Origin of the sequence: Ruminococcus sp. (assembly GCF_024691275.1) — a bacterium.
Lineage (GTDB): Bacteria > Bacillota > Clostridia > Oscillospirales > Ruminococcaceae > Ruminococcus.
Genome location: NZ_JAILNU010000034.1, coordinates 1 through 17,489 on the forward strand (window position 1 = coordinate 1; position 17,489 = coordinate 17,489).

14 protein-coding genes and 2 pseudogenes are annotated in these 17,489 nt (G+C 40.1%); 5 read left to right on the plus strand and 11 right to left on the minus strand.

The window, feature by feature from the left end:
* The 4 genes from K6G33_RS04230 to K6G33_RS04245 form a co-directional block, all read right to left on the minus strand.
* Positions 1 to 1,613: DEAD/DEAH box helicase family protein (locus tag K6G33_RS04230; RefSeq protein WP_296776629.1), on the minus strand; the 1,613-nt coding region annotated here is incomplete at its 3' end.
* Entirely contained in the window at positions 1,607 to 3,430 is a 1,824-nt protein-coding gene (locus K6G33_RS04235; RefSeq protein WP_296776632.1) for a site-specific DNA-methyltransferase, read from the minus strand. The genes K6G33_RS04235 and K6G33_RS04230, both read right to left, overlap by 7 nt.
* A gap of 10 nt (positions 3,431 to 3,440) precedes the next feature.
* Positions 3,441 to 4,343 (minus strand): DUF4238 domain-containing protein, encoded by a 903-nt coding sequence (locus tag K6G33_RS04240; protein ID WP_296776634.1) that lies wholly within the window; start codon positions 4,341 to 4,343, stop codon positions 3,441 to 3,443.
* Between the two features lie 10 nt (positions 4,344 to 4,353).
* Positions 4,354 to 7,053: an ATP-dependent DNA helicase gene (locus tag K6G33_RS04245; protein WP_296776636.1), complete on the minus strand. Its 2,700-nt coding sequence runs from the start codon at positions 7,051 to 7,053 to the stop codon at positions 4,354 to 4,356.
* A 226-nt stretch (positions 7,054 to 7,279) separates the two neighbouring features.
* On the opposite strand from K6G33_RS04245, the gene K6G33_RS04250 reads away from it, so the two are divergent.
* Entirely contained in the window at positions 7,280 to 7,981 is a 702-nt protein-coding gene (locus K6G33_RS04250; RefSeq protein ID WP_296776638.1) for a type II toxin-antitoxin system RelB/DinJ family antitoxin, read from the plus strand.
* Positions 7,982 to 8,078: 97 nt separating this feature from the next.
* On the opposite strand, the pseudogene K6G33_RS04255 reads toward K6G33_RS04250, so the two are convergent.
* Positions 8,079 to 8,729: pseudogene (locus K6G33_RS04255) on the minus strand (DNA methylase); the annotation flags it as partial.
* Here K6G33_RS04255 and K6G33_RS04260 point away from each other — a divergent pair.
* The 4 genes and pseudogenes from K6G33_RS04260 to K6G33_RS15240 form a co-directional block, all read left to right on the plus strand.
* A pseudogene (locus K6G33_RS04260) lies at positions 8,698 to 8,970 on the plus strand (terminase large subunit); the annotation flags it as partial. The pseudogenes K6G33_RS04255 and K6G33_RS04260 overlap by 32 nt on opposite strands.
* A gap of 104 nt (positions 8,971 to 9,074) precedes the next feature.
* A complete protein-coding gene (locus tag K6G33_RS04265) occupies positions 9,075 to 9,431 on the plus strand; it encodes a major tail protein (RefSeq protein WP_367270467.1) in 357 nt (118 codons plus the stop codon).
* A 15-nt stretch (positions 9,432 to 9,446) separates the two neighbouring features.
* Positions 9,447 to 9,680 (plus strand): SHOCT domain-containing protein, encoded by a 234-nt coding sequence (locus K6G33_RS04270; protein ID WP_296776641.1) that lies wholly within the window; start codon positions 9,447 to 9,449, stop codon positions 9,678 to 9,680.
* A gap of 69 nt (positions 9,681 to 9,749) precedes the next feature.
* A complete protein-coding gene (locus K6G33_RS15240; RefSeq protein ID WP_367270466.1) occupies positions 9,750 to 10,100 on the plus strand; it encodes a hypothetical protein in 351 nt (116 codons plus the stop codon).
* Between the two features lie 782 nt (positions 10,101 to 10,882).
* On the opposite strand, the gene K6G33_RS04280 is transcribed toward K6G33_RS15240, so the two are convergent.
* From K6G33_RS04280 to K6G33_RS04305, 6 genes are all read right to left on the minus strand, one after another.
* On the minus strand, positions 10,883 to 12,520 hold the full coding sequence (locus K6G33_RS04280) for a hypothetical protein (RefSeq protein WP_296776643.1): 1,638 nt from the start codon (positions 12,518 to 12,520) through the stop codon (positions 10,883 to 10,885).
* Between the two features lie 10 nt (positions 12,521 to 12,530).
* Complete coding sequence (locus K6G33_RS04285; protein ID WP_296776646.1) at positions 12,531 to 14,729, minus strand: AAA family ATPase; 2,199 nt, start codon at positions 14,727 to 14,729, stop codon at positions 12,531 to 12,533.
* Positions 14,730 to 14,850: 121 nt separating this feature from the next.
* Positions 14,851 to 15,090, minus strand: coding sequence for a hypothetical protein (locus tag K6G33_RS04290; RefSeq protein WP_296776648.1), 240 nt, complete (start codon positions 15,088 to 15,090; stop codon positions 14,851 to 14,853).
* A gap of 73 nt (positions 15,091 to 15,163) precedes the next feature.
* Positions 15,164 to 15,652, minus strand: coding sequence for a hypothetical protein (locus K6G33_RS04295; RefSeq protein ID WP_296776651.1), 489 nt, complete (start codon positions 15,650 to 15,652; stop codon positions 15,164 to 15,166).
* A 105-nt stretch (positions 15,653 to 15,757) separates the two neighbouring features.
* Positions 15,758 to 17,032 (minus strand): hypothetical protein, encoded by a 1,275-nt coding sequence (locus K6G33_RS04300; RefSeq protein ID WP_296776654.1) that lies wholly within the window; start codon positions 17,030 to 17,032, stop codon positions 15,758 to 15,760.
* Positions 17,033 to 17,122: 90 nt separating this feature from the next.
* The coding region (locus K6G33_RS04305) for a HEPN domain-containing protein (RefSeq protein ID WP_296776657.1) at positions 17,123 to 17,489 on the minus strand (367 nt) is incomplete at its 5' end.

Sequence of the window (17,489 nt, forward strand, 5' to 3'; positions counted from 1 at the left end):
TTGATGATGAAAGCATAGAAATCACTTGTATCCAGTGAAATCAGCTTGAACTTCGTCTTTTTCCCTCTGAGGAAGAGACGGTTCAGAATCTTTCTTGCTCTCTGAGCTGGAATGGATGTGATCGTCTTGATATCCTCAACGGCACGCATGAGGTAAATACCGTGTGTATGCGTGTTGATTTTCGTCTTGATCTCAACTTTTTTCGATGAGCCGGCATTTGCCAGATCGGATGCTGTCCTGAACTCACCGCGGAGAACCTGACTGTCGATCTCGTGTGAGAAGCTGTATCCCGCTGATTCGAGAGCGAGTTGGTTATCTGTTGTCCTGGAACCGAGGTGATATTTTTCCTTGAAATGCTCATATACCTTTCTCATCATCTCACGCTCACCGATATCACTATCGACATCGTGGTTACGCATTTCTTTGGTGAGAGAGAAATCCCGCACTTCCGGTTTCAGGAACAGCTTTCTAACCTGATATGCCTTGTCGAGTGCAGTCAACAGGTCGTTCTTGTATTCAGTGTCGAGTGTATAAATGAAGCACAGATCGAGAACGCCGGGGAAAAGATAGTGCTTGCGTTCCGGCATACGGCGGATTCTGCCGATGGTCTGGATCTGGAAACGCTCACTGCCGCCTTCACGCAGCTTGACGAGGATCTTGGCGCGTGGGCAGTCCCAGCCGGTAGCAACCGCCTGTTTCATGAGCAGGAACGCAGGTGCGCCGTTGGGCGCGGTGAGGTCTTCGCTGATAACCTTCTGATCGCTCATCCAGATGTTGACCATGCCGTTATCGTAGGTGTAGCCCATTGATGCGAGCTTGTCCTCAACAGCTTTGATAGTCTCAGGCTGCCCGACCGGAAACTGAATCAGCACCAGCGGACGGATATCGACATCGATAGAATCATATGCTCCGAGTATCTCCTGACGCTTCATATCTGCCAATTTGAGCAGAATGTCATAGTCATCGGAAATACGCTCTGAGTCTTCCACACCCTCATTGACATAGATTGCCCGTGTGATAAGTCCGGCATCGATGACCTCTTCTTCCGGAATTTCGTAGAATTCCTGATGCGGCACCTTGATTGGTGTAGCGGACACACGAATGATATGTACGGGCTTGAACGCTTCGATGATATCATTTGCCTTTGAGGTATTGTTCTCATGCTCCTCATCAATAATGACAATGAACTTTATACCGTCGTTGTGTGCCTCTTCAATTTTCTCGAAGAGGTTTTTCCTTTCGCCGTCCTTGAGGGCGTTGTTCTTCTTGCGGGTTACCAGCTCCCAGTTGATGAAGGTAACACTCCTGCCCTCGAAACCGCAGAGCATGGAGTATGGGAGCGAACGGGTGTCGATGTGCGGTGCAAGCGAGTCCATGCGATCCTTGCTCTGCTCCTCCAGATTACCCTTGCCGGGGCAAAGCCAGACGAACGCAGTCTTGCCGTCTGTGTTCTTCAGATATGCATCAACATACTTCACCAGAATGACGGTCTTGCCTGCTCCGGTCGGTGCTTTGACGGTTACGATCTGTTTTGTGCCAGAGGCAGTTGTTTTATTGTAGAGGAAATCGACACAGTTTTCCTGAAATTCGTAGTTTTCGATGCCGTTTACCATATTTCGCCTGCCTCCCTCAGTTCAAAGTCAAAGTAGTAATCCGGAATGATGTAGGAGTCGATCTTGTCAAGCAGCGCCTCTTGCGAGGATGAGAGGAATACATCCTGATTGATGAACACTGCACGGAGATCGGGATAGTTCTCGATGTTCTGCTCGAAAGCATCCATCTCCTCATCGGTCATGATGATGACATACTTCCGGTCATCAATCTTGACACCGTGTTCAAGCTGGATCATTTCACGGATATGCTCTAAGAGGTTCTCGGAAAGCTCCTCCGACTCCTTCTCTACGAAGTCGGTACGGAAGTACATGAGATTTGCGGGGATACCTTCAGAATACTCGCTGCCGTCCTGCCGCTTGCCGGTGATGACGGTTTTCAGACGCTGATACGTAACATTTTCGCAGATGCCGTTTTCATTATTGGTGCAGAGGATAAACTTGCGCTGTCCTCCGTCCTGCTGATTCAACTCCATCACAGCCTGACCTGTGGTACCGGAACCAGCGAAGAAGTCGAGAATGATTGAGTCAGTGGTACAAACACGCTGAAGAATATCGTATATCAACTCTACGGGTTTGGGGTATGAAAAGGCATTTCGCCCAACGATCTCAGTTATAGTATTACTGCCTTTTGTAGTGTAGTATTTTTTATCAAGCCATATTGTGGGGATATTTGCGCCTGCCGTCTTGAAGCCTATGATTTCAAGTGTTGGTGTAGAATCATCGGTTTTTCGTGTCTGGAACTCACCCGCTTCAATTTTCTTGACAATACCATCTGCTAAAAACTGGATGTTGAACCGGTTTTGATTCTTTTCGGTAGGTTTCTGTGGTGTAACCTTGATATATCCTTTTTTCCAGTTTTCGAGTAGACGAGGCGATATTAAGCGCCAGACACAGGGATCGCCTTTCTTGGTAACAGGATATACTGCAAAAGTTCCTTCCGGTGCAACGGAGTAATCGAAAATATAATCAGACTTTTCGCCCTGATATTCTCCTGCTTTGATTTTTTCGGCTAATGATTTTCCGCAACCTACAATATGCCCATTGCTATCCACAAAAATAGGATAAGCTTGATTTGGACGCTGTACCTGATCAAAGTTTGCCAGTGTCATGGCATGATAGGGTGAGGAGTATTCGGTTTGTGAGTCTGAGGACTCATTCGGAACAAAATCAGCGGGAGTTACAAAAACAATGTATTCCTGCATATAGTTAAAGCCACCATTAGGTTTGCCGCCAGAGGTTTGAACAGTAACACATACAACCTGACGATAATCAAATAGTTCATTACATAGCATCACCAAATCATGAACTTCTTGATAGCCAATACTGATGGCAATTACTCCACGTGAGGATATTAATTTTCTGGCAATACGCAGTCTTGCACTGATAAATGAAAGCCATTTACTATGGATAAAAGTATCATTACTGTCTACAGACTGGTCATCATACGTGAAATCATCCTTCTTGCCCGTATTATACGGCGGATCGATATAGATCACATCAATCTTGCCTCTGTGTGTCTTTTCAAGCAGACGCAAGGAGTGCAGGTTGTCACCCTCCAGCAGAAAGTTATACTGCTCACTGTTGGGATCGCCGTTGATTTCCATGCTGTCATCTGCCGTGAACACCGGAATATGTGTCTGCATCATCACATCAACAGCTTCCTCGTGTTCTTCCCACACAAGACCGTACTTCTTTGCCTTCAGCTCCTTTTCAATCTCGCCGAGCGCAATCAGGGAATCATCGTCCGTGTGCTGCGTTTTCAGCGTTTCGAGAAAGGCGAGCATCCGCTCTCTCTTCTGTTGTGACAGGTTTGCCATGTGTATCCTCCTATTTATCTATTCTTCTCGCGTCTTTTATGAGTTGAAGCTGCTCTTCTGTAATTGGATAACGAGAGTAAATCCAATCTTTAGCGCATTGAGCTATACTCCACTGAACCTCTCGTATAAATTCATCGGGTAAATCCATAAGAACATTGCGCTTTCTGCGTGTTTCTTCACTGTTTGGTATCATGTACAACACCATAGTTGGTGAGAGCGGAAAGATGACTTTTTCTGGTCGATCCATACTAAAATCAATCGTATCCCGTTCACTATGGAAAAGGAAAATCGGTCGATCTGCTGTGAAGAAAACAGGTTCTTTGGAACGCCCAATAATAAACGCCATATCCTCAAACCAGTTTGCAATCCGCCAGAATATGCTGTTTCTCTCAACATCAAACTTCCCATCAATAAAAGCATCTAAGCAGTTCCATACAGCAACATTTCTAGCCTCATTTGCTTTTAATTGATCGGGAAACATTTCATTGAGTAGGTCTTCGGCACTGGACAATACAAATGGATATCGTAAAATTTGCAATGTCATAAATGCCGTTAATAGTGCTTTTTCTTTTGAGGATAGAAAGCATCTCGTGTGAAGATTCTTATCATTCTCGGCATTCCTCAATACTTGACCGATAGTGTTTGAAAACTCTATTTCATAACGAGACAGAGCATTTTCTACGCTGTTCCTATAAATGAAGTTGCTTTCTTCATCCTTAAATTCGTAAAGGTGTTTCTCAAAGCAGATACTTTCAATACGAATTTGATCAGGAAGCTGCTTCATTTCAGTCAGATTATATGCCCATATTAGGTCTTTAAACTTTCCTTTATTTAGCTTTCTCTCAGAAAAGCGACGCAGATGCATTCTTGGTACAAAGTGTTCATCTGTTGTTGGTTTTTTATCATTGGCCATATAGTCACCATTAAGTGTATTTTCGTTGTTCCGTCTTACTCAAGCACAAGTGTCCGAGCCGACACTTGGAGCAGTTCTCCTTGCTGCACCGCCTCGGCAGATTGTTCCGCCGGATGCTGTCAGCCGCCTGTTTGATTTCCGTTTCTACGCCTGCTATCGTGGCATCGGTGACCGGCTCTCTGGCAGTGTTCTCCGAGTCGAGATGATAGATCTCCATGAAATTTGCCGTTGCACCTGTCAGCCGCTGATAACCGAGCGCATATATTTTGAGCTGCTGGCTGTTGATTGCTTCCAGCACTCGCTTGTTTGCTGTTTTGAAGTCAACGATCACCGTCTTTGGCTGACCGTCAACAGTTTCCTCACGCACCATGTCGATGCGTCCGTTCACTGTAACGCCGTCACCGAGATCAATCTCAATCTGTGACTCGGCAAGGCGTATCTCGCTGAATCGGTCGGCATTATGCTCGACATACTTCTTGATGCTGCGCTTTGCGCTTTCAAGCATTCGCTCAAACTGTACCTGTTTCGCATACGGCAGATAGAACACCTGATCGAATGTCTGCTTGATAAAGTCATCCGTGATCGGCGTGCCGTTGATTGCCGCAAGGTTGATGTTGCGCACGATGTCATGCAGCGCATTACCGTATCCCATCAGTTCTGAGAACGGCTGCTGGAAACCGTAGAACATAGACAGTTTGAAGCGATAGGGACATTCAAAGTAGTCCTGCAGGAGCGAGAAATTGAGCGTGAGGGGCATCTTGCTCTGCCGCAGTTCCGGCAGATGCTTCGGATCGTACACGACCGATCTGTCATACGGCAGCATACATGGCGAGTCCTGTGCCTCTACGAAAAATGTCGAGATGGTTTTATCGCGGGTTTCTTTCGCTCTGGATATGAACAGATACTTCTTCGCTCTGGTGACGGCAACATAGAACAGCTTGCGCTCGTCCTCCAGATTGCCATCAAAGCGGCTTGATCCTGTGATCCAGTTGCGCTGAATGACGTGCCACACACCCTTGCCGCCGACACGCTGTGCCGGGAAGTAGTTTTTGTTCAGTCCGGGGATAAACACCGCCGCATATTCCAGACCTTTCGACTGATGAACGGTCATGATAGAGACAGCATCCGGCTTTGTATAGGAATTGTCAAGATAGCCCTCCGGATAGTAGTCTCCGGCGGTATATTTTAGGAATGCACAGAATCCGTATATCTTTGATTTCGGCTTCAACGTGAAATTAATAACTTCGTAGTCACCGATGACCTGACTGAATTTGCCGAGGTTGTAGAGGATGATCTCTGTTTCTGGTCTGCCATCCTCAACAAGTGAGATGCCCTTAAGGAAATCGTGGTATATCTGCTGAAGATTCAGCTCTGTGTAATACTTCATCTTTGCAACATCGGTTGTCATGAGCATTTGTAAAGCGTCAGCGACTTCTTTCTTGTTAAAGGGATAATCTACGGCAAGCCAGCGTTTGAACAGCTCCGTTGAGTCAATATCACCATTCAGATACTCAAAGATACCCTTTGCCGCTTTGCATTCCGGTGTGTACAGAAGCTCGTTTACACCCTCTATAATAAAAGGAATGTTATGTGAAGAGAGCGTTTCGGCAATGTCGGGACCAATCTTCCGCTTGCGGAGCAGGATCGCCATCTCCGAATACGGCACGCCGATATCATGCAGCTTGTCAATATTCTCAGCGATGAACTCGTATTCATCTTCGGGGAGCATTGTCTCCTTGAAAACAATGTCGCCATCATCATAGACAGTGCTGCAGCCGGATTCCATTTTCTTTGGCAGGCGATGGGAGTTGTTCAGGATGACGTTTTGAGCAACGCTGACGATGCCGCTTGTGCTGCGATAGTCGGTATCCAGAACAATGTATTTCTGGATGTTGTACCTCTGCATGAACGTCAGAATATTATTGGAATCGCTGCCGCGAAATTGATAAATCGTCTGATCGTCATCACCAACCACGCAGATATTTGCGCCCAGGTCTTTGAGCAGGCGCACGAGCTTCTCCTGCACGGGATTGGTATCCTGATACTCGTCCACAGTGAGGTATTTAACCCTTTCGGCAATGATACCCTGAAAAACAAGATTGCTTTCAAGCTGCTGCACCATTTCACGCAGAATCAGCGAGTAGTCAAAATACTTCTCTGCATACAGCTTTTTCTTGTATTTCTCAAATGCTGTCTGAACTTCCTTGCTCCATTTGTCGGAGTCATACCAGTTCTCATTGAGCATACTCATGACACGCACAAACAAATCGGTTTCGGTATATTTTTGCAATTCGAGGTCTGTCATGCCGATATCTTCATAGTAACGCTCGACAAATAGCTTTGTATGTATTTCATCCAGAACGGAAAACGACTGAAACTCCGGCAGGAATTCTTGTAGCATTTGCAAGCAAAATCCGTGAATCGTGCCGATATACATATTTGCAAAGCCCTGCGTATTTCCGAGGACAGCCTGTCCCATAGAATAGATACGACTTTTCAGCTCCTCAGCAGCCTTCTTTGTGAAGGTGAAAGCAACAATGTTTTCAGGATGTACTTCGGGCTTGCTTTTCAGAATATTAATGATGCGGCGTGTAACAACGCCGGTCTTTCCCGCGCCGGCGCACGCTATGATTTCGACATCTTCATCGATAGCGTTTACGGCTTCAATTTGCTTATCAGATAGCTTGTGAGTCAAAATGTTTTCTTGCATAGCTGCCTCCTTTGCGTATACTAATCCACTTTCCATTATACCACAATCCGCTGATTTTTTCAATACACGATCCGCACTTTTTCGTCTAAAAAGTAAATTATCGCATTTCTATTGACATGAAGCCTTCTATTCTGCTATAATGTAGTTGTAACACCATACAAACGCATACAATATAATGATAATATTCATGTTATCATAATTTAAATATGCAAAGGAGTGTATTATCATGGCAGATCAGACTATTATTCAGGTTAGAGTAGATCAAGAGCTGAAAGAGCAAGCGGCAGAGATTTTCGACAGTCTCGGCATTGACATCCCCACTGCAGTGCGGATGTTCTTCAAAGCTACCGTAAGAATGCAGGGTCTTCCGTTCAGTACTGCACTAAACAGTACTGCTCCGATGAACGATTATTTATCGGATGGCGGCATGACCATAGGCGACAGACATTTTTCAGCTGAAGAGACTGATGCTTTCATGAAATGGGCAAAAAGCGCTCTTTTATACGATGATCCCAGCGGTATTAACGATGTCGAAACAATCGTAGTGCTTCCGTTGACAATTGGTGGTCAGATTTCTCCCGATATGTATGCACAGCTTGTCACAAAAGTTCCAGCAGGCAGTGTAACTTGCTGGGAGCATATCTATGAACTTCTTAGCAGAATCTACAATCAGCAGGTGCAGGGACAACCCGACAGTCCGTTACCTAAAATGGACACAAAAGGTAATCGAATTCCTTATTGGCGGGTAGTTTCTAAAATCGGCGTTCTTGGTGAATATTATGCGGGATCAAAAGAGCTTCAGCGTGAACAGCTTATCGGTGAGGGTGTTCCTGTGGTTCAGCGTGGTTCAGTTACAGGCTCCTACAAAGTGGATGACTACAAGAATCGTATGTTCAATTTCAGGACTTTGAAGATCGTCAGAAGATAAAATAAGGCTCTGTGAGAAACGATAATAATCACTCTCACAGAGCCTATTGGTTTATCAACTTGTAAGCGGACTATTGCCGTAGTATTTCATAACCATACTTTCGTACCAGATCCAGTACGAGCAGCTCCGTCATCTCACGGACGATCAGCCGCGCAAGTTCTGCAGTATACGGCTCTTTCAGCACCTGACCAGAAGACAGTGAGTTTGTGGACGGTCTGTAGGACTTTATCGTTGCAAGCTCAGTGGGCTCCCAGCCCCATGCGTGGTCTATCACGATCTCAGCCTTGACACCGAGAGCCTTGTAAAGTGCGTCCTCATTGGTTCTGCTGAGACGGGCGATATCGCCCATTGTAAAGCAGTTCAGCTCCGCTACACGCTTTGCCGTACCTGCTCCGAAGCCCCAGAAGTCCGTCAGCGGTGTATGACACCAGAGCAGCTCCCTGTAGGTCTGCTCATTCAGTTCTGCGATTCTTACACCGTCTTTATCAGCAGGAACGTGCTTTGCAACGATATCCATTGCAACCTTGGCAAGGTAGAGGTTCGTACCGATACCGGCAGTCGCCGTAATTCCGGTCTCATACAGTACCTCCCGGATCATCGTCATAGCCAGCTCATGTGCCGTCATGTGGTAGGTACTCAGGTATCCGGTCGCATCGATAAAGCACTCATCGATAGAATACACATGGATATCCTCCGGAGAGATATACCGCATATAGATGGAGAATATTTTGGTGCTGATCTCCTCATACGAATACCACACCAAAGCAAAAGATATTCTGGACGGCAGACGCATCGACCCTTCCTTCTATCCAGTGATCTACGGACTGAATGATGACGATGACTGGAACGCCGAGGAATCGTGGTACAAGGCAAATCCGTCTCTCGGGCATACGATCACCATTGACCGTGTCCGTGATGCGCACAGTGAGGCGCTGACAAATCCTGCTGAAGAAAATGTATTCCGTCAGCTTAGACTCGACCAGTGGGTCGGCAGTGCAGTCGCATGGATCCCGGAGCATATCTACGACAGGGGCAATCTACCGATTGACCTTGAAAAGCTATCCTCGGTGAACAGCTCGACAGCAAGGGCGTTCTGGTTGAGCGCAACGATGCGGAAACATCGCAGTTCGCACTGCTCTTTGAGTTTGACGGAGACAAAAATCACATCCGTCATGTGCTGTACTGCTGCTCGGCAAGCCGCCCGGCAACAGAAGGTCAGACCACTGAGGAGAGCAAGGAGGTCAAGACCGAAACGCTGTCGCTGAAGGCTTCTGCGCTGCCTTCCGGTCTGGTGAAGTCCAAGACCTGTGAAAGCACAGATGAGACCACCTACAACAACTGGTACAGCGCCGTCTATATCCCGACTGCGGCGACCACCAACAACAGCACCGGTACTCGTTCGACAAGCAGCACCAAGGGCGGCAGTACAGCCGCAGCAACAACTGACTGATAAAGGAGAAAGAATATGGCTATAAATCTAAGCACCGAATTTACTGTTCCCGTACCTGTTACGGCAAATCGAAGGAGGTCTATCATGACAAAAAGTGAATTGTATGATAAGATGTTCCGTTATCAGATGGTTATGTCGTGGGTACGATCTTTGCTGAAACAGTCTCTTATCAGCAAGAAAGAGTATACCAGAATTGATACAATGATGGCACAGAAATACGGCGTATCTTCGTGCAGCATATATCGCTGAAATCTGCGTAAAATCGTTGACTTGTGGCTCGATAGACGGTAACATGGTAAGCGAAGGAGGTGGTGCTGTGTGGAGAAAAAAGAACGAATCGTAGAGAGGGTTCAGTTCCCCAATGCACAGAAAGTAAAGCTGCTGAGAACGGCGGCTTATGCCAGAGTATCCAGCGGCAAGGATGCGATGCTGCATTCCCTGTCGGCGCAGGTCAGCTACTACAATTCTTTAATACAAAGCAATCCCGAATGGCTGTTCTGCGGCGTGTACGCAGATGAAGCCCTGACCGGTATGCGTCATTCTGCTGATGGAAGGACTATTCGACAGACTGTTCATCGACTGGTACTGGGTCGGAAAGACGAAAGCATGGATTATTCCAGGAACAGAAGACCTGATGCCCTACATCTACGGCAAAACCCTGATCGGTAAATGGGTGATCACGCTGGTCGGCTATCCGGTCATTGCCGCTGTGCTTTCCCTGATCATGTCATTGATCTTGAAATAATAATCATAAAAGCCCGTGGAGCTACATACTATCTGATAGTACTCCACAGGCTTTGTACATCTTAAAGTGGCTATTTACAGCCTTTTCCGAGTTTCGTTACAAAAGTCAACGATAACCCCAAAAATAGCTCAAAATGCACCCTAAATGATTTTCGATTTTTCGCTAAAATCAACGATAGCTTGGGTAATCGTTGACTTTTGAGGGCAGTCTACTCATTTTTGCCCCATTTTGACTGTTTTTAGGGGCGTATAACGCTCTATCCTATTCCCTACCGTTTCTTATTGCCCTCAAAAACTGCGTATTATCTACATTTAGGTAGAATAATGCACCCCAACTTTGATTGTATCAAAATTGGGGTGCTAATATGTCAGTCCATGACTAAAAAGATGACACACGATAATTCGCTATTTTTCGCACTCTCCGAAAACGTCATCAAGTCAAACGAAATTAATTCTTTTTTAAAACACAATTATTATAACACATTAGTCTGAATTTGTCAAGAGAATAATGCATTTTTATTTAGAAAATTTCCAGCATACTGTCGAGACAGATCCCTTCGCGGACTGTAAGCTGGTATTCTGGCATTGTGAAGTAATGCCACTGATGACAGGTGGTTAAAGTAGTATGATTTTTTCTTTGCAAAAATATTATTTAGTAATAACGGGATTTACCAAAATTGTAAAAGTGGTGTTTTTTCACTAATTCTTTAGTCGCCATAGTATTCATCGTAGTTCTTTTTTACAACCTCAACAGCGACCTCAAACTTCTTTGCTATAAGATCAATAATATCTTTCTCAGATAAAGGGCTATTCCTTAATAAATCAATAGCATCCTGAATGTTTAGTTTCAATATTTTTTCTTCTACACTATTAACTTCAAATTTAGAATTTGAAGAAATATTCTTCACTTCATTATTATATATATCACTGATCATTTTTGCAAGAGGTTTATCCATCTCACCCTGTCCATCTATTACCAATCCAAGCAGAAAACTGCGTATCTCCTCTTTGGTGATTGATGTTCCGTTCTTTACAGATGTTATACCAATATTTTTACAAATCGAATTTATATTTCTTGTATAAAAATACTCTTCAAGATATATTCTCATTATTAGCAGAACGTTAACAGCCTGATCAAGATGGTTCTTGTATATTTCTTTCAGATGAAACAGTTCGATTTCATTATCTATCAGTTTTTCTCTATACCTATCGTCGTCTGTCTTTTTTGTATCATCTTTGCCTTTTATAAGATTAATTACATTCAGTTCACTTATTTTTTTTATTTCAGGGAATGATTTCCTTCCTTTGCCAAGCCATATATCAACAATATCTTTCTTCTCACTGCCGGTCTTCGGTATAATTTTAAATTTAATATCATCCTCGGCAGAATCTTCGAAAGGATACAGAGTTTCACTGTATTTATCACCTTTCATCAGAGAATTACAAACGTGGCATGATGGTATGAAGTTAAACACTGACATAGAAAATAATGGAAATAATGCTTTCTGGTAATAGTGATCCAGGTCGGCTGTTGTATTATTTTTCTTTTCTTTAATATATGACGTAATATACTGACGATTACAATAAGGGCAGTTTTTTATATTAAGCGAATCCATAAGCTTATGTCGCTGCCCATCACTAACATGATCGTAATCAATAAATAATCCGTTTTTAAACTTCCCATTGCGTTTTTTTATATCTGCATTAAGCAATTCCGTGGTTTCCTCAAATAATATTTTCAGAAATATTTTTAATTCTTCAAATGTCATATTTGCAGGTATAGTGCTTAGAGCTTTATTATGATTATTCTTATTTAGCTCATTCCATGACTTTTTTCTGTACTCAGAAAAAAGGGCGAAATTTTTATTCTCTAATTTTGTTTTGACATAATCAATAACATTATTAAAATCAGCAACTGTCGGTTTGGATTTACACTGTGTTGAACTGCTGTTTGCACCCATAGTGTATTCATACTCTTTTGATGAAACATCATACGATCTGCTTATCTCACCCGGAAATGAGCGATAAAGTCTTTCAAGGAATTTGCTTTCTGTGATATTATTACCATTGCTGGATTTAGAGCAATAATGCAATCGACAGATATCCATATACAAATCCATTCCATCAACTAACATAACTTCTTCACGGGTTCCAGTAATCAATTTCTTGAAAGAAATGGTATATTGCTTATTGACATTTGGAAGGAACTCAACGTCAAAATCATCTGCATTTATATTAACAGCTATACTTTTAGGTGTTATGATTTCATTCCTGAATCTTTTAATTATGCTCTCATAATAATCATCTACTGTCATATTGTCAATTCTATTTTTAATCCGTATCATACCTACCCTCTTAATCTATAAAACGCTGCATAAATTCACGAATTACATCAGCAAGATCATCCATCGGCTTTTTCTTTGTTTCTGTTACTTCCATAGTATTATCTTCATTATAATTCAGATCATCAAGTTTTTTCAATATCTTCTCAGCTTCTTTTTTATGATTTGCTTTTTCTTCATGATCCAGCCTCTGCTGTTTAAGCAATTCTGTATTAGCAGATTCAAGCTTTGCTATTCTTTCAGCCTGTATCTTTTCGGTGTCATTCTTTTGTGAACGATATAGGAGGTATTCTTCATTCAGCTTATTTCTCAGAAACGTATCTCCCACTGCTGCAATAAGCTTATTAATCTCATTATCATCTTTGTCTTTATTATGTATATGATCAACTATTTCTTTCAGCTTTTGCTCAGCATAAACACCTATACCCGTATCACCGATAAAGAATCCCTCTCTGAACAACTGAAAAATATTTGAGGCAAATGTATTACATCCATTATCCTTTATTATTCCATCATCTTCTTTCTTCAAAAACAACACATTTTGTTTTGGAATATCAGAAAGCATAATAGGAGAATGTGTTGCTATTACTATTTGAAAATAAATATCAGGAAAAGTCTTTTTAAAAAAAGCTAGTACGGACTTAATATACTTTCTTTGCCATTCAGGATGTAAAAGCATATCAACCTCATCAATAAATATCAATATATTTTCAATCAATATATTTTCACTTTTTTTAATTCTTTGCTTTATTACATAGTATAATCTTGAATACATATTCAGCAAAGCCATTTCGCCTGATGAAAGGCCATAATCAAAGAAAAGAAAATTAGAAAAGGAATTAATCTTAGAATAATAATTATAAAAATTCAATGCAGTTATAACATCACTATCTGTATCATTAATTATTTTTAGTTTTATATTATTTGAATCTATAACTAAACTACTAAGTTCTTCTTTATTTAAGAATGTTTCCAAAAAAATTATAAAAGCTAAATAATTCCCAGTATTCAATAAATCAGCATTTTGTGGTATCATTTTGCCGATTTTATATTTGGTTTTAAAAACTTCAAAGTCATTAAAAAAGGATTTCATTCTTTTTATCATGTCAAAAATTGTATCAACAGAACTATTATCAATTACTGATTGAATAAGCCTTATAAAAGCAAATCCTATTTCTTTATCATGGCTTGGATTAAACAATAAAACATAACATTCTCTAAACTCTTCAATAAAATTTCTAAGCGTAGCTTTTAAAATTGATTTTATAAAATTGTCCGTTTTACTCTCATATTTAAAAGAAAAGAAACTATCAAATAATAAATCAACGTTTATTTCTTTTTCCAGTTTAATACAATTATCATAATAATCAGATTTCTTTTTACTTTCACGTTTTCCTTCTTCAGCTTCCATTACACTTTTTTTAAAAGAATCCACAAATTCTTTAAAAGTATTACTTGCTTTGACATAAAGAAAGCAATCATGTGAAAAATCAATTCCAAATTCTTTTATATCCTCAAAATTGTCTTTGAGAAAAAACAACTGTTCCTGTACTATTTCATTTTGCAATAATGTATAGGGATCACCATTTTCAATCGAACTATGAAGATATTGTTTATATTTGCTAAGCATATAGGCAGGAGATATGTCATATATTTTATCATTATAACTGCTGTAATGAGAATAATCATATACTTCTGAATAGTAAATAGCTTTTATTTTTTCATTAGGTTTTTCGGAATAAAGCAGTGGTTCTCTTACAGAATTATTGTTTTTTGAGACGAATTCATATACCCCACTAGTACTCTTATGTACTTTTTCTGAATGAAAGTTTTTTTTAATTTTTCCTAAATTCTTATCAAATATTGCAAATTCCTCAAAACACAAAGAAAGAATGTCTGAATAATATATATCAAATTGATCTTTATCATACTCATAAAATACAATTATAAATTCAGAATCAATATGGTTATTAAACAAATCAAATAAGAAATGAATAATAGATGTTTTTCCACTACCATTTTTCCCAACTATTGCATTTATATCTATATTAGATTCAAAAAAACCATCAATATATAACGGTGAACCAGCAGATAGAGTTAATCTTTTCATTTTATCATAAGAAATAGTAAACTTTTCTGAAAAATTAATTTCAATATCCTTAATACCTCGATATTCTTTAATCCAAGCATATTGTAGAAAGATTTTCGACATTTCATACCTCCAGAACTTTAATTAATAGTCACAAATTTCTTAGAATTGTTATCAATTGATAATTGAGTTCATATCATCTAGTGCTCTTGCTGTAGACTCACAAATGGTTCAATGTTTTCCCTTAAACAGTTTTTCTGCAGTAAGATGCCGTCGTTTGTTCTGACTGCATAGCTTCTTTATCCCAGACAGTTCTCTCGGGTTCAAGAGTCCCATACATCGTGTGCTCAAAAGAGTATATACTCTTGGCAGTCTTGATAAGTCTCTCGTTGTCGACAGCATCGCTGAATGTACCGAGACGGGTGTAAATATCCTTAGAAATCTCATAGTCATACTGCTCACGCCCCTCACGGCTGGTGTACATTATTTCCGCAAAGTTTAGTTTCGTATCATTATTATAGTAAGCTGTCCAGTTATTGCCTTGTTTTGCATAACATTTATCTTTTTATGCCAAACAACTTTGATAAAAAGCCTTTATTCTTTTCGTTGTCAGGTCTATTCAGTCCATCACGACTTATCTGTGGTATCTTTATTACAGTTTCTCTGTCAAGATGAACATTGAACATATCATAGTAGCCAAGTCCGTGCTTATAGGCTAATTCTTCGATCTTATCAAAAGTCTCGTCCGACACCGAGTATGCGATTCCCATATATATCAGGTCGTTATCTATTGTGTAGTCAATCAGCTTGCTTTCAAGTTCGGGATCATTTTCAAATTCCTCATCAGTAGGAGCAAACTCTCCGTTCATTGAAGGATACTCCTTAACAAATTCCATAAAGAAATCAACAAGAGGCTGTGATGTCCCTTTGATGTCATTATAGTCTCTGTCCGAAGTCCATTGACTCTTTTTGTAGAACCATTTCAAGAATTCCATCGGCTCTGTCGGAGCTTTGCTTTTATCAAATACAAGTATATCTACACTCATTTTTCACCTATCCTAACATTTTTTCGTTCCATGTAGAATAACAATTGCCATAATAAGAAGCTAAATAATAAAATTGAAAGTTTAACGATCGTTGGAAATGAGTTGTTATTCACCTTTTAATACATTCTCAAAATACTCTCGCAACAATTCTTTATGCTCAAAGTAGCATTCTAATACGTAGCATAAAAATTGTTCAGACTCCACAGGAAGATCATTACCGTTTTCGTCTTTTCTTTTATTTTCACATCTAAAATCAAATGGTATTTTTGAGTGATCAATCTTGAAGGATTTAAGTCGAGGGCGTGCTGTTCCTTTTTGAGATGAATCTTGCTGTCTATTTTCATATTCTTCAATTGTATAGAATATGTATTCATGATCTAGATGTGTTATATAAAACTGATTGTTTTCGATCAGGTATTGTAGATGAACAACTTGTGTTACAATAGAGTCATTGTAAATTCTAAAATCTTTACATAGTTCTTCAAAAGTCATGTTTTGTGAATCGATTGTTATCCATAGACAATCCTCATATTCTGTAGAGTATAGCTTTGTTACGGAATAGTTTTTCAGGTTAACAAGATCAAATATCTGTCCTCGTTCTACAGCTTCTGCAATGTAGTCTAAATGTACTCTTCCTTGCCAGCCTTTCTCATTGTATAATCTTAGTGAAAGGTCTTTAATCATTCCATTTGAGCGCATTTTATCAAACACATCTAACAAGTAAACAGGAATATTCTTTATAAGTAGGGTTCTATCTATGCTTCTGTCGTAGATTCGAGGAGGGCTAAGTGTCATTAGTTCGCGATTATCGTCTAACTGAACTAGTCCATATTTAGAATATTGACTTTGTTTATCATCAAAGCCCTTAAATAACAAATCCAAAATGTCAGTCTCATCTGATAAAGGATGATTTTTAATAAAACTATAGTTCCTTAGTGAATAATAAAGGAATACGAGGGCTCTTTTATGCTGAGAACATAAATTGTCAATACTATAATCAAACCATCCACAATACCTTTCTATCCAAGTATCTACACTTTCCTGTAAAAGTTCATAAAGCATTTTCTTATCAGATTCTAGATTCATGGTATCCATAATATCAAGATATTGCTTATGCGCATAAGATGAAATACTCTGTTCCAGATATTGCTTGATTTCAGTTTGAAGTGCTTTATCTGTAATGTCTTCTGAACAAAAGCTTAATATAGTATAATCATGTTCAAGATATTTGCCAATGACAACTCCATTATTGTATATGGCTTGTTTATTGGGTGACCATTGTCTTACCTTTGGATTCCATATTTGAGCTAAAAATTCTTGCTCTGTTTCATAATAGTCTTGCAAGATATCGTTTATTTGTTTTCTTGAAGATATACTCATACAGACCTCCTGTTTTTTCACAAATTACGTCTGTCTCTATGTCATTGATCGCACTTAATGTTATATGTTTTACTCCACAAAAGAAAAGCTTTATCTATACTTCCAAATAATATGTTCATCAACTATATTAAATAGGAACATAGCATTTGCTATGATTTTATCTATATCATAGTATAAATCTGATGGAAGCAATTTAAAACCGTTGTCAAGGCCGTATCTTAATGCCATTTCATTACTATCAATCTGTTCGACTTCATCAATAAAAGATGATAATTCTAGATAGTGAGGTAATTGCTTTTCATCAAGTTTTTCCCAGAGTTTCTTTACGCTATGTCCTTTAAACTCTGTAATTCCTTTGGCTAATAGACATCTTTTAAGCATGAGCTCAATAGAATGTTTACAAAGATATGTACAAGGTATTAGATAGTATGATACCATATCTTTTCCTCGTTCTTTA

Excerpts from the sequence above, each read along its gene's own strand:
- K6G33_RS04235 (WP_296776632.1), bottom strand. The coding sequence starts at position 3,430 with ATGGCAAACCTGTCACAACAGAAGAGAGAGCGGATGCTCGCCTTTCTC.
- K6G33_RS04240 (WP_296776634.1), bottom strand. The coding sequence starts at position 4,343 with ATGGCCAATGATAAAAAACCAACAACAGATGAACACTTTGTACCAAGA.
- K6G33_RS04245 (WP_296776636.1), bottom strand. The coding sequence starts at position 7,053 with ATGCAAGAAAACATTTTGACTCACAAGCTATCTGATAAGCAAATTGAA.
- K6G33_RS04250 (WP_296776638.1), top strand. The coding sequence starts at position 7,280 with ATGGCAGATCAGACTATTATTCAGGTTAGAGTAGATCAAGAGCTGAAA.
- K6G33_RS04270 (WP_296776641.1), top strand. The coding sequence starts at position 9,447 with ATGGCTATAAATCTAAGCACCGAATTTACTGTTCCCGTACCTGTTACG.
- K6G33_RS04280 (WP_296776643.1), bottom strand. The coding sequence starts at position 12,520 with ATGATACGGATTAAAAATAGAATTGACAATATGACAGTAGATGATTAT.
- K6G33_RS04285 (WP_296776646.1), bottom strand. The coding sequence starts at position 14,729 with ATGTCGAAAATCTTTCTACAATATGCTTGGATTAAAGAATATCGAGGT.
- K6G33_RS04290 (WP_296776648.1), bottom strand. The coding sequence starts at position 15,090 with ATGTACACCAGCCGTGAGGGGCGTGAGCAGTATGACTATGAGATTTCT.
- K6G33_RS04295 (WP_296776651.1), bottom strand. The coding sequence starts at position 15,652 with ATGAGTGTAGATATACTTGTATTTGATAAAAGCAAAGCTCCGACAGAG.
- K6G33_RS04300 (WP_296776654.1), bottom strand. The coding sequence starts at position 17,032 with ATGAGTATATCTTCAAGAAAACAAATAAACGATATCTTGCAAGACTAT.